Annotated in this window: 18 protein-coding genes and 1 pseudogene; 10 read left to right on the forward strand and 9 right to left on the reverse strand. The window is 63.1% G+C overall.

The annotated features are described in order from the left end of the window. From rlmN to VNZ93_RS14280, 3 genes and pseudogenes are all read right to left on the reverse strand, one after another. Positions 1–1,188: 23S rRNA (adenine(2503)-C(2))-methyltransferase RlmN (rlmN, locus tag VNZ93_RS14270; protein WP_325706150.1), on the reverse strand; the 1,188-nt coding region annotated here is incomplete at its 3' end. A gap of 44 nt (positions 1,189–1,232) precedes the next feature. Then, positions 1,233–1,519: pseudogene (locus VNZ93_RS14275) on the reverse strand (GIY-YIG nuclease family protein). An 82-nt stretch (positions 1,520–1,601) separates the two neighbouring features. Continuing rightward, positions 1,602–2,144: an invasion associated locus B family protein gene (locus tag VNZ93_RS14280; RefSeq protein WP_325706153.1), complete on the reverse strand. Its 543-nt coding sequence runs from the start codon at positions 2,142–2,144 to the stop codon at positions 1,602–1,604. Positions 2,145–2,298: 154 nt separating this feature from the next. Here VNZ93_RS14280 and VNZ93_RS14285 point away from each other — a divergent pair, with 154 nt between their 5' ends. Beyond that, a complete protein-coding gene (locus VNZ93_RS14285; RefSeq protein WP_325706156.1) occupies positions 2,299–3,273 on the forward strand; it encodes an NADPH:quinone oxidoreductase family protein in 975 nt (324 codons plus the stop codon). A 97-nt stretch (positions 3,274–3,370) separates the two neighbouring features. On the opposite strand, the gene VNZ93_RS14290 is transcribed toward VNZ93_RS14285, so the two are convergent. From VNZ93_RS14290 to VNZ93_RS14300, 3 genes are all read right to left on the reverse strand, one after another. After that, the gene (locus VNZ93_RS14290; protein WP_325706158.1) at positions 3,371–3,592 is read right to left on the reverse strand and encodes a hypothetical protein; all 222 of its coding nucleotides are present in this window, start codon (positions 3,590–3,592) and stop codon (positions 3,371–3,373) included. A gap of 159 nt (positions 3,593–3,751) precedes the next feature. Next, positions 3,752–4,117 carry a YkvA family protein gene (locus VNZ93_RS14295; RefSeq protein WP_325706160.1) on the reverse strand — a complete coding sequence of 122 codons (366 nt, stop codon included), beginning with the start codon at positions 4,115–4,117 and terminating at the stop codon, positions 3,752–3,754. A gap of 83 nt (positions 4,118–4,200) precedes the next feature. Then, positions 4,201–5,508, reverse strand: a complete 1,308-nt coding sequence (locus tag VNZ93_RS14300) for an MFS transporter (protein ID WP_325706163.1) — start codon at positions 5,506–5,508, stop codon at positions 4,201–4,203. A 114-nt stretch (positions 5,509–5,622) separates the two neighbouring features. On the opposite strand from VNZ93_RS14300, the gene VNZ93_RS14305 reads away from it, so the two are divergent. After that, positions 5,623–6,207, forward strand: coding sequence for a TetR/AcrR family transcriptional regulator (locus VNZ93_RS14305; protein ID WP_325706166.1), 585 nt, complete (start codon positions 5,623–5,625; stop codon positions 6,205–6,207). Positions 6,208–6,236: 29 nt separating this feature from the next. Here VNZ93_RS14305 and VNZ93_RS14310 read toward each other — a convergent pair whose 3' ends face one another. Then, the gene (locus tag VNZ93_RS14310) at positions 6,237–7,130 is read right to left on the reverse strand and encodes a LysR family transcriptional regulator (protein ID WP_325706169.1); all 894 of its coding nucleotides are present in this window, start codon (positions 7,128–7,130) and stop codon (positions 6,237–6,239) included. A 115-nt stretch (positions 7,131–7,245) separates the two neighbouring features. On the opposite strand from VNZ93_RS14310, the gene styA reads away from it, so the two are divergent. The 3 genes from styA to VNZ93_RS14325 all read left to right on the forward strand — a co-directional run bounded on the left by styA (position 7,246) and on the right by VNZ93_RS14325 (position 10,375). Next, positions 7,246–8,493 (forward strand): styrene monooxygenase subunit StyA, encoded by a 1,248-nt coding sequence (gene styA, locus VNZ93_RS14315; RefSeq protein WP_325706172.1) that lies wholly within the window; start codon positions 7,246–7,248, stop codon positions 8,491–8,493. A 150-nt stretch (positions 8,494–8,643) separates the two neighbouring features. Further along, positions 8,644–8,946 carry an EthD family reductase gene (locus VNZ93_RS14320; RefSeq protein ID WP_325706175.1) on the forward strand — a complete coding sequence of 101 codons (303 nt, stop codon included), beginning with the start codon at positions 8,644–8,646 and terminating at the stop codon, positions 8,944–8,946. A gap of 16 nt (positions 8,947–8,962) precedes the next feature. Next, the gene (locus VNZ93_RS14325; protein WP_325706177.1) at positions 8,963–10,375 is read left to right on the forward strand and encodes an aldehyde dehydrogenase family protein; all 1,413 of its coding nucleotides are present in this window, start codon (positions 8,963–8,965) and stop codon (positions 10,373–10,375) included. A gap of 147 nt (positions 10,376–10,522) precedes the next feature. On the opposite strand, the gene VNZ93_RS14330 is transcribed toward VNZ93_RS14325, so the two are convergent. After that, positions 10,523–10,813, reverse strand: a complete 291-nt coding sequence (locus VNZ93_RS14330) for a 4a-hydroxytetrahydrobiopterin dehydratase (protein WP_325706179.1) — start codon at positions 10,811–10,813, stop codon at positions 10,523–10,525. Positions 10,814–10,989: 176 nt separating this feature from the next. On the opposite strand from VNZ93_RS14330, the gene VNZ93_RS14335 reads away from it, so the two are divergent. The 4 genes from VNZ93_RS14335 to VNZ93_RS14350 all read left to right on the forward strand — a co-directional run bounded on the left by VNZ93_RS14335 (position 10,990) and on the right by VNZ93_RS14350 (position 16,544). Continuing rightward, positions 10,990–12,126 carry a site-2 protease family protein gene (locus tag VNZ93_RS14335; protein WP_325706182.1) on the forward strand — a complete coding sequence of 379 codons (1,137 nt, stop codon included), beginning with the start codon at positions 10,990–10,992 and terminating at the stop codon, positions 12,124–12,126. Between the two features lie 115 nt (positions 12,127–12,241). Then, complete coding sequence (locus VNZ93_RS14340) at positions 12,242–13,750, forward strand: TAXI family TRAP transporter solute-binding subunit (protein WP_325706185.1); 1,509 nt, start codon at positions 12,242–12,244, stop codon at positions 13,748–13,750. Positions 13,751–14,006: 256 nt separating this feature from the next. After that, a complete protein-coding gene (gene typA, locus VNZ93_RS14345; RefSeq protein ID WP_325706188.1) occupies positions 14,007–15,833 on the forward strand; it encodes a translational GTPase TypA in 1,827 nt (608 codons plus the stop codon). Positions 15,834–16,034: 201 nt separating this feature from the next. Continuing rightward, the gene (locus VNZ93_RS14350) at positions 16,035–16,544 is read left to right on the forward strand and encodes a GNAT family N-acetyltransferase (RefSeq protein WP_325706191.1); all 510 of its coding nucleotides are present in this window, start codon (positions 16,035–16,037) and stop codon (positions 16,542–16,544) included. A gap of 61 nt (positions 16,545–16,605) precedes the next feature. Here VNZ93_RS14350 and VNZ93_RS14355 read toward each other — a convergent pair whose 3' ends face one another. After that, complete coding sequence (locus VNZ93_RS14355; protein WP_325706194.1) at positions 16,606–17,604, reverse strand: adenosine kinase; 999 nt, start codon at positions 17,602–17,604, stop codon at positions 16,606–16,608. Between the two features lie 413 nt (positions 17,605–18,017). Between VNZ93_RS14355 and murJ the strand changes: the two genes are divergently transcribed. Then, positions 18,018–19,565, forward strand: coding sequence for a murein biosynthesis integral membrane protein MurJ (gene murJ / locus VNZ93_RS14360; protein ID WP_325706197.1), 1,548 nt, complete (start codon positions 18,018–18,020; stop codon positions 19,563–19,565). Positions 19,566–19,570: the final 5 nt, after the last annotated feature.

Raw genomic sequence — 19,570 nt, forward strand, 5'->3', positions numbered from 1 at the left:
GCGCTCGCGGGCCGAGAGCTTCTCGGTCTCGCTCTTGAGCTGGCCGCAGGCGGCCAGAATGTCACGACCGCGCGGGGTGCGCACCGGCGAGGCATAGCCCGCATTGAACACCACCTCGGAAAACTTCTCGATCTGCTCCCAGTCGGAGCATTCGTATTGCGAACCCGGCCAGGGATTGAACGGGATAAGGTTGATCTTGGCCGGAATGCCCTTGAGCAGCCGCACCAGTTCCTTCGCCTCGGCGAGCGAGTCATTGACGCCCTTCAGCATCACATATTCGAAGGTGATGCGGCGCGCGTTCGAGGCGCCGGGATAGTCGCGGCAGGCCTGGAGCACGTCCTTGATCGGATATTTGCGGTTCAGCGGCACGAGTTCATTGCGCAGATCATCGCGCACGGCATGCAGCGAGATCGCGAGCGAACAGCCGATCTCGGCACCGGTGCGCGCGATGTTCGGCACAACGCCGGACGTCGACAGCGTGATGCGCCGCTTCGACAGCGACAGCCCGTCGCCATCCATGGTCACGAGCAGCGCGTCCCGCACATTCTCGAAATTGTAGAGCGGCTCGCCCATTCCCATCATTACGATGTTCGAGACGCAGCGCTCGCCTTCGGTCGGCAGGCCTGGGCCGGTGGCCCGCGCCTGCCCAAGGAAATCGCCCAGCCGGTCGCGCGCGACCATGATCTGGCCGACGATCTCGCCGGCCGTGAGATTGCGAACCAGACGCTGCGTGCCGGTATGACAGAACGAGCAGTTCAGCGTGCAGCCGACCTGGCTCGACACGCACAGGGTGCCGCGATCGCTCTCCGGGATATAGACGGTCTCGATCATGTGCGGCCGCTCGCCGGGCGTCTCGCTCGCGAGTTTCAGCAGCCATTTGCGCGTGCCGTCGGCGGATACCTGTTCGGTCACGACCTCCGGACGATCGAGCGTGAAATGCTGGTCGAGCGCGCCGCGCACCTCTTTCGAGATGCTGGTCATCGTAGAGAAATCCTGCGCGCCCCGGACGTAAAGCCAGTGCCAGATCTGCTGCGCGCGCATCTTGCGCTCGCGCTCGGGCACGCCGATCCCGCCCAGCATGTCCGCGAGTTGCGCACGCGAAGCGCCGACCAGCGAGGGCTTGTCGGGCGCGACATAAACCTCAAGCGGCGTCTTCTCGAGCGGGGCAATGGCGGGGACAGCGATCATTACTGGGTCATGCCCGGGCTTGACCCGGGCATCCATCCTTTTCGTCACGATGCGATTTCGTCATACAGGTCTCGCCAGTCGGGATTCGAGGCTAAAATCAGATCGATCTTCCATCCCGCGACCAGTGCTTGATGTTATTTTCGCGCTGGATCGCGGTAGCCGGGTCATCGTATTGCTCGAAATAGACCAGCCGCCTGACGCCATATCGTCGCGTGAAGCCGGCGGCCAGTCCGTTCCTGTGCTCGCAGGCCCTGCGAATCAGGTCACTGGTGACGCCGACATACAACGTCCCGCCGGGCTTGCTCGCCAGCATATAAACCCAAAAGGCCATTTCTCAATGATGGATTGCCGGGTCAAGCCCGGCAATGACCTCGTGGGGAGACTACAATCAGATCAGGGCAGCGTAGGAACGCCTACCGGCACTCCTGTGCGGCGCGGTCCAGCGCCTGCGCGACGCCCTTGAGCGAGAACTTGTCGATGGTCTTGGTGCCGCGGCCCGATTCGCCGCGCACGGTCACTTCCGCCCCCTTACGCATGGCATCTACCAGCCGCGCCTCTTCCGCGGCGTTTTTCACCCAGGCGCCGTCATTCTGGGTGTACATCGCGAAATTGGTCGAACCGATCTCGATCGTGGCGTCGGTATTGGCCTTGAGCGGATACCCAAAGATGATCGACACCTCCTCCCTCACCTTCTCGGAGGGACGGGTCGAGACGAACAGCCAGGCCGGGTCGCGCGGGCGATTCGGCGGCACGGTCTCCGAAGACGAAGGCTTGGCGAGCGCGAAACACACTTTCTTGCCGCCGGGAGCCGCCGTATAGGCGCCCCAGCCGCCGAATTCGCCGAGCAGCTGGGCCGCAGACTGCGCCCGCGCCGAATCGATGGCAGCACCGGCAGACAGCAGGGCCGCCGCACCAAGCAGGCTGGACAGAACGGACAGACGTGTGAGCGCGCGCATCTTCGAAACCCGATAGATTCGGAATGGCCGACAACAGGTTAGCACAGAGAGTCGATTGCAATAATAAGTGAAAATCGGCGATGTGATGGCGCGGCGCCTTCATCTATGCCCGTTGTGCACATTCGCCGCAGGTCGCGCCGGAGAAGGTCTGGACATGAAAGCCATCATCTGCCGCCGCTATGGCACCGCTGACGATCTGGAACTTTACGATCTGCCGGAGCCGGAAGCCGGCGAGGGCGAAGTCGTCGTCAAGGTTGCCGCTGCCGCGCTCAATTTTTTCGACACGCTGCTGATCGCCGGAAAGTATCAGGTCAAGCCGGATTTTCCGTTTTCACCGGCTGCAGAATTTGCAGGAACGGTTCATGAGGTGGGTCCCGGAGTCACAGGCTTCGAGATCGGCGATCGGGTGATGAGCTATGCGGCCTACGGCGCCGCGCGCGAATATTACGTGCAGAAGGCATCGCGTCTCGTGAAGGTGCCGGATAGTCTCGACCTTGACCGCGCGGCCGGGCTCTCGGTCACCTACGGCACAACGATCCACGCATTGAAGGACCGTGCGAAGCTGAAAGCGGGCGAAACGCTCGCGGTGCTCGGTGCTGCCGGCGGCACCGGCCTTGCGGCAGTGGAGATCGGCAAGCTGATGGGCGCGCGCGTCATCGCCTGCGCGTCATCGGACGAGAAATGCGCGTTCGCGAAAAAGCACGGCGCCGACGAAACCATCAATTACGCCGCGAATGATCTGCGCGCCGAGCTGAAGCGCCTCGGCGGACGCCATGGCATCGACGTGATCTACGATCCGGTCGGCGACAGGTACGCCGAACCGGCCTTGCGCTCGATGGCGTGGGCCGGTCGCTATCTCGTCATCGGATTCGCCGCGGGCGAAATTCCGAAAATACCGCTCAACCTCGTGCTGCTGAAAAGCTGCGATATCGTCGGCGTGCATTGGGGCGCGTTCGTCGCGCGCGATCCGGAAGCCGAGGCGGCCAACATGAACGAGATCGTGCGCTGGTGTGCAGACGGCAAATTGTCTGCGCATGTGCATGCGGTCTACCCGCTGAGCGAAACTGCGCAGGCGCTGAAAGACATCGCCGCACGCAAGATCATGGGCAAGGCGATTCTGAAACCGTGACGACCACGCCCGAAAAAGCAAAACCCGGCCTCCTTTCGGAGACCGGGTTGGCTGCCTGAAACGGCGCCGGGGTCACACAGGTGAACCCGAAGAGCGATTAGTAGCCGTAACCGTAGGACTTGTAGCCGTACGAGCGATAGCCGTAGCCGTAGGAATTGTAGCCGTAGCTGTAGGACGGGGTGTAGTAATTGTAGGACGGGGCGTAATACGACTTGTAGCCATACCCACCGTAATAGTGAGCGGAAGCGGCCGTCGGGGCCATAGCGGCGGTTACGAGAGCGGCGCCAGCAGCGAGGCCGAGGATGGTCTTGCGGAACATTGGGTTTCTCCTGTGTGAGGGATACGGTCATCGCATCCTGCACATCAGTCGTGCCGGCCCGCCGGAAGGTTCAAAGCCTCCGCCCCCTCCTCGCACTTCACAGCTTCGTGTGGATTTCTGGCCACCGTGCCGCCTGGCCTCGCAAGGGCCTGGACGCGGCTAAGCCGCCAGCGTCCGCCGCGCAGCCTCGCGGTGCTCCGGCCGGATCGCGTCGGTGACGGCCTTCAGCGCCCCGGCCAGCAGCGCGGCATCGTCCGCAAAGCCCAGTATTGGCAGCATGTCGGGAACCACGTCGATCGGCATGACGAAATAGGCCAGCGCACCGAGCAGGATCACCCGCACATGGTTCGGCGTCTGCCGGTCGAAGGCACAGTAATAAGCCGCCAGCAGGTCTTCGGCGAATGGCAGCCGCGCCGCGACCCTCGTCACCTTCGGCCAGAAGCCGGCGCGCACCGTCTGCTCGTCGGCAGCGGCCTTGTCGTTGAATGATGCCTCATCGGCAGTAGCGGCTTTGGCACGGACCATCGATGGCTCCCCAAGCGACAGACTGCAACAGCCACAAGATGGCCACGGCACGCCCGCCTCGCAAGCAGACCGCCTCCAGTCGATCAGGCAGCCGCCCCCGCACGAACTGTCCCGGTCGGAGCGGCCTCGTCCTTGCCGATCAGCAGCACGAGACCCGCTGCGATCATGCACAGGGCTCCGGCAATGAAGAAAGCCGGCAGGTAGCTGTCGAGCAGCGTCCGGCTCAGACCACCGCCGAAGGCTGCCGCCGCGGCGCCGAGTTGATGACCCGCGAAAACCCAGCCGAACACGATGTTGGTCCGCTCGCGACCGAACCGTTCCGCAGTCAGGCGCACGGTCGGCGGAACGGTGGCGAGCCAGTCGAGACCGTAAAAGATCGCGAAAAGCGACAGGGCGTAGAACGAGAATGACGTGAACGGCAGAACCAGCAGCGACAGACCGCGCAAGCCGTAATACCAGAACAGCAGCCAGCGATTGTCGTAGCGGTCGGACAGCCAGCCCGAACCGACGGTGCCGAGAAAATCGAATGCGCCCATCGCGGCAAGCACGGCTGCGGCGCCTACGGGGAGGATTCCAACATCGCCGCACATCGCGATGAAGTGCGTCTGGATCAGGCCCGCGGTCGATGCACCGCAGATGAAGAAGGTTCCAAACAGGATCCAGAACACCGGCACCCGTGCGGCGTCCGCCAGCACCGTGAACGGCTCTATCAGGGCAAGCCACAGGCTGGGCTTCTCCGCCACCGGCGGCTGCACCTTGCTGTCGCCAAAGGCCGGCAAGCCGAGATCGGAAGGCCGGTCGCTCAGGAACAGCACGACGACGGCAGCGGTGACCACCAGCGCCAGAGCGACGATTGCCAGTGTCACCCGCCAGCCATGGCTGTCGGTGATGCTTGCAAGGAGCGGCAGAAACAGCAACTGGCCGGATGCCGAACTCGCCGAGAGAATGCCGACAGCCAATCCGCGTCGCTGCGAAAACCACCGCATCGCGATCGTCGCGCCGAGCACCATCGCCGTGACCCCGGTCGCCATGCCGAGCATCACGCCCCAGAGCAGCACGAGCTGCCAGAGTTGTGTCATACCAAGCGAAAGCAGGAGGGCCAGCGCGATCGTCGCCAGCGCTCCTGTCGCCATCCGTCGCACACCGAAATGATTCAGCAATGCCGCGGCGAAGGGTGCGAGCGCGCCGAACAACATGAAGCGGATCGCGAGGGCCGACGAAATCTGCGATGCGTCCCAGCCGAATTCCTTCTGCAGCGGCACCATCAGCACGCCCGGCGTGCCGAGCGCACCCGCAGTCACCAGCATCGTGACGAAGGTCGCGGCGACCACGATCCAGCCGTAATAGATATTCCAGCGGCCAAAGATCGGCGCAAACAACGATGCCAGCATGACGCAATTCCCCATCTAATGGCGCGATCACGCCGCTTTAAATGACGGTCATCATCTATTTGCGTATTTATGTTGACCATCATATAAATGTCAAGCCAGCCGGGGACAGGACCCATGAAAGTCAGCCGCGAGGAAGCCGACGCCAATCATCAACGCATTATCGACGTTGCGAGCCGCCTGTTCCGGGAAAAGGGCTTCGACGGCGTGAGCGTGTCCGAACTGATGACCGCTGCCGGGCTGACCCATGGCGGCTTCTACGGGCATTTCAAATCGAAGGATGACCTTGTCGCTCAGGCCGCGGACCGCGCCTTTGACCGTTCCGGCGAGGCATGGGCGACGATCGCAAGCGAATCCGGCAAACCTTTCACGACACTGGTCGACCGCTATCTGGATGAGGCGAAGCTGTCCAAGGCCGGCACTGCCTGCATGTTTGCAGCCCTCGCGCCGGAAGCGGCTCGTCGCGGCCGCAATGTGCGCCGTGTCTTTGCGGAAGGCTTTCGTTCGCTCGTCGGACAGATTGCAAAGCTGTTGCCTTCGGAGACCCGGAGCAAAACCCGGACAACGTCGATTGCGGTCTTTTCCGAAATGGTCGGCGCGCTGGTGCTGGCGCGGTCGGTCGACGATCCCGAGCTTGCGCGCGAAATCCTGAACGCCGCGAAATCAGACCTGAAAAGCCGGTTTCCGGAAGCAGGCGTCTAAGTCTCGGATCGCGCGCCCGGTCAAACCGCTCAAGCGTTGAAGTCTTCCGCCCGCGCGATGACAAAATCGAGGAAACTGCGCGCCCGCGCAGACATCCAGTGCGTCTCCGGATAGACCGCGTGCAGCGGCATGGTGGACACTGTGTAATCAGGCAGCAACGCCTTCATTTCCCCGCGGCGGATGCTGTCCGTCACGCACCAGGCCGGCACGATCGCGACGCCGAGATGCTGCAGCACCGCTTCCCTCATCGCATCCGCATCGTCCACCATCACCGGACCGGAAATGCTGACAACATGGCGTCCGTCATCGGACTCGAAGGTCCATTGGTTGGCCGGCGCCAGCCGCGCGTAGGAAATGCATTGATGGTCCTTCAGATCGTCCGGCGTGCGCGGCGTGCCGTGTTCGCGCAGATAGACCGGCGTCGCGACCAGATGGCGCCTCACCGTTCCGATCCGGCGCGCCATCAGCGAACTCGACTCAAGCTGTCCGATGCGCAGCGCAAGCTCGATCCCCTCCTCGACGAGGTTGATGGTGCGCTCATCGAAACGCAGATCGAGCTTCACGTCCGGATACTCGCGCGCGTAATCGCGCACGATCGGCATGAGATAATGCCGGCCGAAGGATGACGGAACGCTGACGCGCAAAGTTCCGGACGGACGCGCTGGCGCCTCACGGATGCTGGCGCGCGCCGCCTCGAAGGTGCCGAGCACCTGACGCGCGAGATCGTAAACGCGATGCGCTTCGCGCGTCGGCGTCAGCTTGCGCGTCGTGCGCATGAAAAGCTGCGAACCGAACTCCTCTTCCAGCAGCGCGATCCGCTTGCTCACGGCCGGCTGGCCGAGCCCAAGTTCCTTGGCCGCCGCGGAGAAGCTTCCGCCCTCCATGGCCCGCACGAACGCCAGCAGACAGTCGATCCGGTCCATCCGACTAATTCCCAGCCGGAATAAATCTTATTCTGTTCATTCCGTATACGCCAGCCCGGACCGTGCCCTAAGCTTCGCGCCAACAAGCAAGAAATCTGAAAATCGGGAGGATCCTTTGAAGCGTTCGATCGGAATTGTCGGCGCCGGTGTCGGCGGCCTGCATCTCGCTCTCTATCTGCAAAAGCATGGTGTCGACGCGACGATCATCACCGATCGCGCTGCGGACGAGTATCGCAACTCACGTCTGCTCAACACCGTCGCACATCATGCCGTGACGATCGCGCGCGAGAATTACCTCGGCCTCGATCACTGGAACGATCCGAAGCTGTTCTATTACTACCACGACCACGTCTTCAATTTTCCGCAGCCGCTGCAATTCCGCGGCGACTTCAAGAAGCCGAGCCGCGCGGTCGATTACCGCATCTATCTGCCGACGCTGATGAACGACTTCGCGCGCCGCGGCGGCAAGATCGAAATCCGCAAGATCGAGGAAGGTGACATCCCGGCTCTGGTGGACCGCTTCGATCTGCTGGTAGTGTCCACCGGCAAGGGCGCACTCGGCGATCTGTTCTCGTATCGGCCCGAACATTCGCCTTACACGCAGCCGCAGCGCCGGCTCTGCGTCGGCCTCTACAAGGGCGTGCGCCAGCCCAACCCGATGAATGTCACGCTCTCGGTTTCTCCCGGCCACGGCGAGATGATCGTGATCCCGACATTGACTTTCGACGGCATCGCCAACGCGCTGCTGATGGAGAATGTGCCGGGCGGCGATCTGGAAGAACTCGCCACGCTCAATTACGAACAGGACCGCAAGCGCTTCCTGCAGGTGCTGCTCGGCAAGCTCGAAAAGCATCATCCGACCACTTACGACCGCATCGACACCGCGAGCTTCGATCTCGCGCAGCCGCAGGACCTGCTGCAGGGCGGGGTCGTGCCCACCGTCCGCAACTCCACCGTACAGTTTGACGGCGGCAAATGCGCGATCGCGTTGGGCGACCTTCACTCCGTCGTCGATCCCATGATGGGCCAGGGCGCGAATATGGCCTCCTACGCCGCCTTCGTGCTGGGCGAGGAGATCGTCAATGCCGACGCGCTGGATGCGCGCTTCTGCGAAAAGGTCGACATGCGCCGGCAGGATCGCGTGCTCGCGGCATCGCGCTGGACCAACCTGATGCTGGCGCCGCCCTCCGAAGCGATGGGCGCGCTGATTGGGACGATGAGCCAGAACAAGACGCTGGCGGACGAGTTCACCGAGAACTTCAATTATCCCGAGCAGCAATGGGATCGCATCGCGACGCCACAGCGCATTCACGCGTGGCTCAATCGTGTATCATCGCCGCAAGCCGCAACCGCGGCCGCGTAGCCGGTCGATAGCCATCAGCACCGTTCGTCCCCGCGAAAGCGGGGACCCAGAGAGACGACATCTGGATTCCCGCTTTCGCGGGAATGGGCGGCCATGAGCAAAGCTCCTCGATCGCGTCACGCCCGAGAACAAACCAGGGAAACGCACCCGATGCACTGTCTTACTGTCATTTATCCGCGCCCCGATGACGAGGCCCACTTCAAGAAATACTACAAGGAGACGCACATCCCCCTTGCCAAGCAGCTCCCCGGGCTGAAATCCTGCCACTATTCCTATCCGGCGGCCGTTGGGCCCGCCGACAACGTTCCGTTCTGCATCTTCCAGGCCTTCTTCGACTCTCCGCAGGCCATGGGTGCAGCGATGCAGTCGGACATGGGACAGAAGGTTGCGGCAGACGTGCCGAACTATTCGCCCAAGGGCGCGACCATCTTCCACTTCGCGCCGGAACAGTAACGCAAGGACAATAGCAGTGCAGGAAACGACCCGTTACAATCTCACCATCGGCGGCAAGTCCGTCCCGACCAAGGATCACTTCGAGGTTCGCAATCCGTCGACCGGCGCGGTCGTTGGACTCGCACCCAAGGCAAGTGCGGCGGATCTCGATCTCGCCGTCGAATCCGCACGGACCGCATTCGCGAGCTGGTCGAAGCTGTCGCATGCCGAGCGCCAGAAATTCTGTCATGCGGCGGCGCAGAAGCTTACCGACAATGCCGAGGAGATCGCACGCCTGATCACGCTGGAGCAGGGCAAGCCGCTGAACGGGCTTGGCTCTCGCTTCGAGATGGGCGGCGCCGGCGCCTGGGCGAACTACACCGCTTCGCTCGATATCCCGGTGAAGGTGCTCCAGGACAACAACGAAGGCCGCATCGAGTTGCATCGCCGTCCGATCGGCGTCGTCGGTTCGATCACGCCATGGAACTGGCCGGTGCTGATCGCGATCTGGCACATCTTCCCGGCGCTCCGCGCGGGCAACACGGTGGTCAACAAGCCGTCGCCGTTCACGCCGCTGTCCACCTTGCGCGCGATCGAACTGATGAACGAGGTGCTGCCGGCCGGCGTCCTCAACGGCATCGCGGGCGAAGACACCATCGGCGCCGCCATGTCCTCGCATGAGGGCATCGGAAAGATCGTGTTCACCGGGTCGGCTGCAACCGGCAAGAAGGTGATGTCGAGCGCGGCGAACACCCTGAAGCGTCTCACGCTCGAACTCGGCGGCAATGATGCCGGAATCGTGCTGCCGGATGTCGATCCGAAGCAGATCGCGCCGGGGCTGTTCTGGGGCGGCTTTATCAATAACGGCCAGACCTGCGCTGCGCTCAAGCGGCTCTACGTGCATGACAGCGTCTATGACGATGTCTGCAAGGAGCTGGTCGCATTTGCGAAGACCATCCCGATGGGCGATGGCCTGAAGGACGACACGCAGCTCGGCCCGGTGCAGAACCGCATGCAGTACGACAAGGTCACGCGCCTCGTCGAAGCGGCGAAGAAGGGCGGCGGCCAGGTGCTGATGGGCGGCGATCCGGAAAAGGGCAGCCTGTTCTATCCGATCACGCTGATCGGCGGGCTCGACAACGGCAATCCGCTGGTTGACGAGGAGCAGTTCGGACCGGCGCTGCCCATTATCCGCTATTCCGATGTCGATGAAGTCATCGTGCGCGCCAACGACAACCCGAACGGCCTCGGCGGCTCGGTGTGGTCGAAGAATATCGAGAAGGCGAAGGAATACGGCGCGCAGCTCGAATGCGGCACGGTGTGGATCAACAAGCACGGACCGATCCAGCCCAACGTGCCGTTCGGTGGCGTGAAGGGCTCCGGCATTGGTGTCGAATTCGGCGAGGAAGGCCTGTTCGAGAACACCAACGTGCAGGTGATGTACAGCTGATCCTTCTTCTTTACCTCCCCTGGAAGGGGGAGGTCGGCGAGCGAAGCTCGTCGGGTGGGGGTCCATCTTCGAGGCCACTTGACCTCCTCCCCAACCCTCCCCCTTTCAGGGGGAGGGAGCGCACTGAGTTCGCGGCTACGACAATGATCATCCCGCCAGCTTGTCCATCGCCCTTGCCAGGGCGATGTCCTTTTCCGTCAAACCTCCGGCGTCGTGGGTCGAGAGCGTCACCTCCACCGTCTTGTAGACATTCAGCCATTCCGGATGATGGTCGCGCTTCTCCGCGATCAAGGCCGCGCGCGTCATGAAGCCGAAGGCTTCGTTGAAATCCCTGAACACGAATTTGCGGAAGATCGCGTCGCGCTCCATCAGCTCGGTCCATTCAGGGATCGTGGCAAGTGCGGCCTTGCGGGCCTCTCCGGTGAGTTTCTCAGCCATGAACCAAACTCCAGGTGTCCGCTCGTCCCCGCGACGGCGGGGACACAGCGCATAAAGTCTGATCTCCCGCTCCGGCAGGAATGAGCAGGCCGAACGCCCTACAATCAGGCTGGTTTCGATATTAGCTTTCTAGTCTCAACGCTTCGAGAACCTAAAGGTCTCACCGCGAGGGCTTCATGGGCTGGTCAGTCACCGTCGGATCGATTGCGGGCACGGCGGTCCGCATTCACATCACCTTCCTCCTGTTCCTCGTCTGGATCTTCGGTGCGGCCTATGCATCCGGCGGCGCCAGCGCCGGGTGGACCAGCCTGATCTTCATCATCCTCGTCTTCCTGTGCGTGCTCGCGCATGAATTCGGCCACATCTTCACCGCCCGCGCATTCGGTGTGATCACGCCGGACGTGGTGTTGCTGCCGATCGGCGGCGTGGCGCGGCTCGAACGCATTCCTGAAAAGCCGATCGAGGAATTCCTGATCGCGATCGCAGGTCCGCTGGTGAATGTCGTCATCGCCGGTGCCTTGCTGCTTTTCGCCGGCGCCGACGTCACCTCGAATGCCGCCTTCGCCGCACTCGACAACACGAAAATTCCGATGGTCGACAAGCTGGCCGCGGTGAACCTGTTTCTCGCACTGTTCAATCTGATCCCGGCTTTTCCGATGGACGGCGGCCGCGTGCTGCGCGCGGCATTGAGTGCGCGCCTCGGCTTCGTGCGCGCCACCGAAATCGCGGCCGCGATCGGACAGGGCGCGGCCTTCCTCCTCGGCTTCATCGGCCTGTTCTACAACCCGATCCTCATCTTCATTGCGATTTTCGTTTATCTCGCGGCCTCGTCCGAGGCGCACATGGTCGCGCTCCGCGCCGTCTCTCGCGGCGTACCTGTCGTCACCGCCACCATGACCAAGATCGCGACGCTGTCGCCCGATGCGCCGATCGAGAATGCGGTCGAGGTCCTGCTTCAGACCAGCCAGAGCGAATTCCCGGTGGTGGATGGCGACCACAGGCCGGTCGGTCTGCTCACGCGCAGCGACATCATTCGCGGCCTGAAGGATTTCGGGCCGCAGGCGCGCGTCAGCGAAGCCATGACAACCGATGTGGTATCACTCGACCGCAGGCGTCCGCTGGAAGAAGCGGTCAAGCTGCTGCAGGAACGCTCGGTTCCGGCGGTCGCCGTCATCGAGCCGGACGGCCGTCTCGTCGGCCTCATCACCACCGAAACACTGGGCGAGCTGATGATGGTCAGCCAGGCGATGCCGGAAGGCTTCAGCCTTGGCGGTAAGGCGGGACCGTGGGGCCGGACCGCGGGCGCCGGCTAGCGCCCCGAGAGCGACCTCAAGGAAAAATGACTATTCGTTCAGAATAGCATGATAAAGTCATAATCATCGGAGCAAGTGGCAGCGATCCGGTGACAAGAGGGCCCCGCGCCCATTCATGAACGTTCACAACCCATCGTTCACGCCGGCTGAGCCCGCGCCTGAAAAGCGGCCGCTCGGCGGCAGCGCGCGTCTGCGCCGCATCTCGCGCAATCCCCTGATGATCCTGCTCGGGATCGTCCTCGCCGGCGCGGGCATCGCGGTTGTGGTGTCCTACATCCAGTCGAAGCCCGTAACGCTCAACATCGCGGTCGGTCCGCGGCAAAGCGAGGATCTGCGGCTGGTCCATAATCTGGCGCAGTATTTCGCGCGCGAGCGAGGGCCGCTCCGACTGAAGGTCGTTCAGCAGGACAACGCGCAGCAGAGCGCCGAGGCGCTGGACACCGGAGCGGTCGATCTTGCCGTGGTTCGCCGCGATGTCGCCATGCCGAAGATGGGGCAGGTCGTCGCGATCCATCGCCGCAACGTCGCCGTGCTGATTGTTCCAGCAACGGATGCTCCCGCGGCGTCCGCTTCAGCCAAGACAGCGAGCAAGAGTGCAGCGAAGAAAAAGGGCAGCGCGGCCAAATCAGCCAAGGCGCCGACGCCGCCGACTGGCGCGAAGCCGGTCGAGAAGATCGAAGACCTGAGCGGCCGGACCGTTGCGATCGTCGGCCAGTCGAGCGCCAATGTCGCGATGCTCCACACGATCCTCGGACAATACGGCGTGCCGCCCGAAAAGGTCGCGACCATTCAGTTCAGCACCGAGGATCTGACCACGAAACTGAGGGCCGCGAAGTTCGACGCGCTTCTCGCCGTCGGTCCGATCGGCAGCAAGATCACGGCGGAAGCGGTGACGGCGCTGGCACGCGGCAAGGAGCAACCGACATTCCTCGAGATCGGCTCGTCCGAAGCGATCGAGCAGCAGAACCCGGTCTACGAATCGACCGAGATACCCGCCGGCTCTTTCGGCGGCTCGCGGCCCGCCGAAGCGATCGAGACCATCGGCGTATCGCATTACATCGTTGCGCGCCGTTCGCTTGACGATACGGTCGCCGGCAATTTCACCAAGTGGCTGTTCGACGCAAAGCAGGCGCAAGGCAGCGAGTTCCCGGCCTTCACCAAGATTGAAAGCCCGGACACCGCCAAGGCGGCAACGCTCGCGGTGCATCCCGGTACTCTCGCCTATCTCGAAGGCGAGCAAAAAAGCTTCTTCGAGCGTTACAGCGAGGCGCTGTATTGGGGTTTGATGCTGATTTCGTTCTGCGGCTCGGGTGCCGCGTGGCTTGCCAGCCGCACCAGCCCCGCCGCCAATGACCGCCACGACCTCGAAAACCTGATCATGATCGTCAAGCGCGCGCGCTCCGCAGCCGCCGAAGAACTCGAACTGATCAGCCTCGAGATCGACGACATCATCGAGCGCGCGATCCGCCTGATCGAAGCAGGCGACATCGACCAGAACCTCCTGTCCGCCCTCACCCTCGCCGCCGAACAGGCCCGCCGCGCGGTCGCCGAACGGCGCGCAGCCCTCGCGCCGGCTCCCGCTGCCCGCAAGCGCCGGGACTCGAAGGCCCCTCTGACGATCTAGGCTGCAAGGTCGTCGGACGCCCTGGGCAGCGGAACCATCGCGCGCGACAACTCAGTCACTTCGTCCTCGACAACCGCATCGTGATTGCCCCTCGGCAACTTTAGGAATATATGTCCAGGGACACTCCCTGAAGGGCGACCGGCAGAGCTTGGTTGCTTCTCGGTCCGTCCTGACTATATTGCGCCGCAATAGAGCGGGCCCCGGGAACCAAAACATCCCTCCTTCGGCCCGCGTTTTTGATTCTGGACCCCATCGTATGAAACTTCGCAATGTCGCGATCATCGCGCACGTCGACCATGGCAAGACCACACTGGTCGATCGCCTGCTGCAGCAATCCGGCACTTTCCGCGAGAACCAGCGCGTCGCCGAGCGTGCGATGGATTCCAACGATCTGGAAAAGGAACGCGGGATCACGATCCTGGCCAAGGCGACCTCGATCGTCTGGAACGATGTGCGCATCAACATCGTGGACACGCCGGGGCACGCCGATTTCGGCGGCGAGGTCGAGCGCATCCTGAACATGGTCGATGGTGCGATCGTTCTCGTCGATGCCGCCGAAGGCCCATTGCCGCAGACCAAGTTCGTGGTCGGCAAGGCGCTGAAGATGGGCCTCAAGCCGATTGTCGCGATCAATAAGGTCGACCGGCCGGACGCCCGCGCGTCGGAGGTCCTGAACGAAGTCTTCGATCTTTTCGCAGCGCTCGACGCCACCGACGAACAGCTCGATTTTCCGATCCTCTACGGCTCGGCGAAGGAAGGCTGGATGAACTTCGCGGAAGACGGCCCGAAGGACGAGGGCATGAAGCCGCTGTTCGAACTCGTGCTCCGCCATGTTCCCGAGCCGACCATCGAGGAAGGTCCCTTCCGGATGCTCGGAACAATCATGGAGTCGAATTCCTATCTCGGCCGCATCATCACCGGCCGCATCACCTCCGGTACCGTGAAGCCGAACCAGATGGCCAAGGTGCTCGATCGCGACGGCAAGGTGATCGAGGAAGGCCGCATCTCAAAGGTCCTTGCGTTCCGCGGTCTCGAACGCACGCCGCTCGAGGAAGCCGAAGCCGGCGACATCGTCTCGATCGCGGGCCTGCCGGATGCCACCGTCGCGCATACGATCTGCGCGCCGGAAGTGACGACGCCCCTCCCCGCCCAGCCGATAGATCCGCCGACCCTCGCGATGACCTTCCGCGTCAACGATTCCCCGCTCGCCGGCACCGAAGGATCGAAGGTCACGAGTCGCATGATCCGCGATCGCCTGCTGCGCGAAGCCGAAGGTAATGTCGCGCTGCGCGTTTCCGAATCCGACGAGAAGGATTCGATGGAGGTCGCGGGCCGTGGCGAATTGCAACTCGGCATCCTGATCGAGACGATGCGCCGCGAAGGCTTCGAGCTTTCGGTGTCGCGACCGAAGGTGCTGCTGAAGCGCGATGAGAACGGCACGCTCACCGAGCCGATCGAGGAAGTCGTGATCGACGTCGACGAGGAGCATTCCGGCGTCGTGGTGCAGAAAATGGCCGAACGCAAGGCCGATCTTCTTGAGATGAGACCGTCCGGCGGCGGCCGACTGCGGCTAGTATTCCACGCACCGACGCGCGGACTGATCGGTTATCAGGGCGAACTTCTCACCGACACGCGCGGCACCGCGGTGATGAACCGGCTCTTCCACGAATACGCGCCGTACAAGGGCGAAGTGCAGGGCCGGCGCAATGGCGTGCTGATCTCCAGCGAACAGGGCGAAGCGGTCGCCTACGCGATGTGGAAGCTTGAGGATCGCGGCCCGATGATGATCGAGCCCGGCTGGAAAGTGTATCGCGGCATGATCGTCGGCGAACACACGCGCGACAACGATCTCGAAATCAACGTGCTCAAGGGCAAGCAGCTTACCAACATCCGCACGACATCGAAGGACGAGGCCGTGCGGCTGACGCCGCCGATCCGCATGACCCTGGAAAAGGCGCTCGCCTATATCCAGGACGACGAACTGGTCGAGGTCACACCGAAATCGATCCGGTTGCGCAAGAAGCTGCTCGATCCTAACGATCGCAAGCGCGAAGAGCGCCGCAAGGAAGCGGAAGCGGTGTAAAACTCCGCCTCCGCGGCGTGTCCTGTGATGGGACACGCCGGACAAGGCTCACGAAAAAGCCTGCAAAATCAGGCCATTCCGAAGAATTGTGTTTCGGAACATGGCAGGCCGCACCATCCAACCGGTGCAAAAAATCCACACTTTAACCGTTCATTAATTATGGGGCTTGAACGCCGAGTCGGCCCTTGCTCATATGGCGTCATGAGCACGACCCTAATCGAGATTCGACGAGCAAAGCCTTCAGACGCCGGCGACGTAGCCCTCGCTCACGACGAGGCATGGCGCTCGGCCTATCAGGGAATCATCCCGGGCACCGAACTCGAAAAGCTGATCAATCGCCGTGGTCCCGACTGGTGGCACTCCGCCATTCGCAAGGGCAGCCGCATTGCGCTGATGCAATTCGGCGATACGATTGCAGGCTACGCCAATTATGGGCGCAACCGCGCGCGCAGCCTGTATTACGATGGCGAGGTCTACGAGCTTTATCTTAAGCCGGAATTCCAGGGCCTCGGCTTTGGCCGCCGGCTGTTCACGTCCGCACGCCGCGATCTCGCGCAGAGCGGGTTGAAGAGCCTCGTGATCTGGGCGCTGTCCGACAACGAACCGGCGGTGGAATTCTATCGTGCGCTCGGCGGCCGTGCGGTGGCGCGCTCATCGGAACGCTTCGGCACCAAGGTGCTGGATAAGGTGGCTTTCGCCTGGCAGTCCTGAGCAGCGCTCAGAAATAGAAATTGAGTGAAGGGCGCGAGCGAGACTCGCGCCCTTCGTCGTTTCAGAGCAATCCGTTTTCCTGCGCCAGCGCCTTCAGCGACACCGCCGGCCGCGCACCGATATGCTGGATCACTTCCGCCGCCGCGAGCGCGGCCAGCTTTCCACAGGCCGCGTGATCGCGGCCGGTCGCGAGCCCGAACAGGAAGCCGGCCGCAAACAGGTCGCCCGCGCCGGTGGTATCGACGAGCGCGTCGATCGGCGCCGCCGGAACCGCCAGCGTATGGTCCTTGCTGACCACAACGCAGCCCTTCTCGCTGCGGGTGACCACCGCGAGCGTCGCATCGTTCCTGAGCGCGGAGATCCCTGAATCGAAATCGGCGGTCTGATAGAGACTCTTCAGCTCGGCTTCGTTCGCGAATACGAGGTCCACCGTCTTGTCGCGCATGAGCTTCAGGAACTCGTCGCGATAACGGTCGACGCAGAACGCGTCCGACAGCGTCAGAGCTACCGTGCGTCCGGCGTCATGCGCAGCCTTCGCGGCCTTGCGGAACGCTTCCTTGGCGTGCGGCGGATCCCACAGATAGCCCTCGAGATAAGTGATCGCCGCGTCTCCGATCAGCTTCGGATCGATGTCTGCGGGCGAAAGATTCTGCGCGGCACCGAGATAGGTGTTCATGGTGCGCTCACCGTCCGGCGTAACCATGATGTAGCAGCGCGCGGTGGACGGCCCGTCATTGGCGCGCGGCGTATCGAAGCCGACACCGAGCGCGCGGATGTCATGGGCGAAGACGGTACCGAGCACGTCCTCGCGGACCTTGCCGACGAACGCAGCGCGTCCGCCGAGGCTGGCCACGCCGGCAATCGTGTTGGCCGCCGAACCGCCGGAGCTTTCCGTCGCAGGCCCCATCGCCTCGTAGATCGCGTCCGCACGCGCCTCGTCGATCAGGGCCATGCCTCCCTTCTGCATGTTCTGCTTGATGAGGAAATCGTCATCGGCGCGAGCAATGACATCGACGATGGCATTGCCAATTCCGAGAACGTCGTAACGGGGAGCGGTCATTCGTGGTTCCTCTGGACAAAGGGCGGCGCACTATAGCTGCGGCCGCTTTCAGGGCAACCGTGGGCCTCGAACAAGACTGCCCACGCTTGCGCCCGCATCACGCACGAACGCAGGCCGCGGCGCGTTCGAGCAGCTGGGCACGTTCGCGCGCCTTGTGTGTCAGCCCCGCCGCGCGCTCGAATTCCCACCGGACCTCGGCAAGCTTGAAGCGTTTGCCTTTCGATGTGGGATGCAGACCTCGCTGGTACCGAGCAGGACGCCTGCCTTGGAATTCCGACCGCCGGACCCGTTCTGCCGTCACGACGAATGGGGGAGCAGCCCGGTCGACATTCGAACCAGACTTTTTTCGATGTGACATGCTGCCCGCATGGTGACAAGAGCCGGGCTTTAGGATGGGTATCGAAGTCATGTCTATGACCCGGCATGTCCTGATCGTCGGCGGAGCCACCCTGACCTCACGGGTGCTGGGCTTTGTCCGCGACGTCGCTCTTGCCGCGCTCTTTGGGGCAAGCGCGCGGGCGGAAGCCTTCGTTGTGGCGTTCCAGTTTTCGAACCTGATCCGGCGGCTGCTGACCGAAGGCGCATTGAACGCGGCTTTCGTGCCGCTCTATCTGCGCCGGCGCGACGAGGGCGGCGAGGAGGCCGCGGGCGCGTTTGCCGGCAGGCTGATTGGCACGATTACGCTGGTCCTTGTCGGGGCATCATTACTGCTCGCGCTTGCCATGCCGCTTCTGATGCTTGGGCTGGCGCCGGGCTTTTCCGATCGGCCGCAGCCGCTCGCGCTGTCGATCGAGTTGTCGCGGCTGATGCTGCCTTATCTCGTTCTGGCCGGTCCGGTCGCCGTGCTGATGGGCGTACTCAACGCCAATCATCGCTACAGCATCGCGGCATTTGCGGCCGTGACATTCAATATCGTGATGCTGTTCGCGATTGCCGCCGCATTCCTCGCACATGCGGGAGACAGCGACGGGTCTGCTCGAATCGTCGCCTTGTCGATTGCTTGCGCAGGCATGTGCCAACTCGCACTCGTCGGCTTCGCAGTATGGATCGGGCCGGAAAAATCCACGCCGATCGGCCTCCTGCCGCGCCCGGAGGCCATGCGATTTGCAGCGCTCGCAATACCGGGCCTGATCGCCAGCGGCATTCCGCAACTCACGATGATCGTTGCGGTGATGGTGGCGTCCGATTGGCCCGGGGCGGTGTCATGGCTCTATTATGCGAACCGTCTGGTTGAATTGCCGCTCGGGATCGTCGGCATCGCGATCGGCACGGTGATGACGCCGGCCCTCACGCATGCGGTACGCGGCAGTGACCGCGAGCTTGCACCGCGCACCATCCGGCACGGCATCGAAATGGCGCTCGGCCTCGCACTGCCGGCCGCGATCGCGCTCACCCTGTTGTCGTGGCCGATCATCCGGATCCTGTTCGAGCGCGGCGCCTTCACGATCGCCGACAGCAATTCGACGGCAGCGATGCTCGGCGCGCTCGCCCTGGGACTGCCGGGCCATGTTCTGATCAAGGCGCTGTCGCCCATCTTTTTCGCGCGCGAAGACACGCGTACACCGATGATCGCCGCCGGCGCCGGCCTCGTAGCCGCATTGATCGGCAGCGTCATCTTTCTCGCAGCCGGACGCCCGACGGGGATTGCGCTGTCGGTCGGGCTGTCCGGCTGGATCGGCGCGGGCCTGCTGTGGACGATCGCAACGCGGCGCAAGCTCCTTCACCTGGAGACCGGCGATTGGCGGCGCCTCCTCCTGATCGCGCTCTGCGCGCTGGCCATGGGAATTGTCGTGCGCCTGCTGGCGGAACTTCTCGGCCTTGGCGTGATCGAAAGTCGGCTCACACAGGTGGCCGCTCTCGGATTGGTGATCGGGAGCGGTCTGGCCTTCTACGCCGCCTGCCTGTGGCTGACCGGCATCGCGCGCCCGCAAGACTGGCAGGCCCTTTTCCGCCGCGGCTGAGGCTC

The organism is Pseudorhodoplanes sp. (genome assembly GCF_035565795.1).
GTDB lineage: Bacteria > Pseudomonadota > Alphaproteobacteria > Rhizobiales > Xanthobacteraceae > Pseudorhodoplanes.

Bases quoted from the DNA above. Each gene is read 5' to 3' on its own strand.
- VNZ93_RS14280 (WP_325706153.1), bottom strand. From the start codon at position 2,144: ATGCGCGCGCTCACACGTCTGTCCGTTCTGTCCAGCCTGCTTGGTGCG.
- VNZ93_RS14285 (WP_325706156.1), top strand. From the start codon at position 2,299: ATGAAAGCCATCATCTGCCGCCGCTATGGCACCGCTGACGATCTGGAA.
- VNZ93_RS14290 (WP_325706158.1), bottom strand. From the start codon at position 3,592: ATGTTCCGCAAGACCATCCTCGGCCTCGCTGCTGGCGCCGCTCTCGTA.
- VNZ93_RS14295 (WP_325706160.1), bottom strand. From the start codon at position 4,117: ATGGTCCGTGCCAAAGCCGCTACTGCCGATGAGGCATCATTCAACGAC.
- VNZ93_RS14300 (WP_325706163.1), bottom strand. From the start codon at position 5,508: ATGCTGGCATCGTTGTTTGCGCCGATCTTTGGCCGCTGGAATATCTAT.
- VNZ93_RS14305 (WP_325706166.1), top strand. From the start codon at position 5,623: ATGAAAGTCAGCCGCGAGGAAGCCGACGCCAATCATCAACGCATTATC.
- VNZ93_RS14310 (WP_325706169.1), bottom strand. From the start codon at position 7,130: ATGGACCGGATCGACTGTCTGCTGGCGTTCGTGCGGGCCATGGAGGGC.
- VNZ93_RS14320 (WP_325706175.1), top strand. From the start codon at position 8,644: ATGCACTGTCTTACTGTCATTTATCCGCGCCCCGATGACGAGGCCCAC.
- VNZ93_RS14330 (WP_325706179.1), bottom strand. From the start codon at position 10,813: ATGGCTGAGAAACTCACCGGAGAGGCCCGCAAGGCCGCACTTGCCACG.
- VNZ93_RS14335 (WP_325706182.1), top strand. From the start codon at position 10,990: ATGGGCTGGTCAGTCACCGTCGGATCGATTGCGGGCACGGCGGTCCGC.
- VNZ93_RS14340 (WP_325706185.1), top strand. From the start codon at position 12,242: ATGAACGTTCACAACCCATCGTTCACGCCGGCTGAGCCCGCGCCTGAA.
- typA (WP_325706188.1), top strand. From the start codon at position 14,007: ATGAAACTTCGCAATGTCGCGATCATCGCGCACGTCGACCATGGCAAG.
- VNZ93_RS14350 (WP_325706191.1), top strand. From the start codon at position 16,035: ATGAGCACGACCCTAATCGAGATTCGACGAGCAAAGCCTTCAGACGCC.
- VNZ93_RS14355 (WP_325706194.1), bottom strand. From the start codon at position 17,604: ATGACCGCTCCCCGTTACGACGTTCTCGGAATTGGCAATGCCATCGTC.
- murJ (WP_325706197.1), top strand. From the start codon at position 18,018: ATGACCCGGCATGTCCTGATCGTCGGCGGAGCCACCCTGACCTCACGG.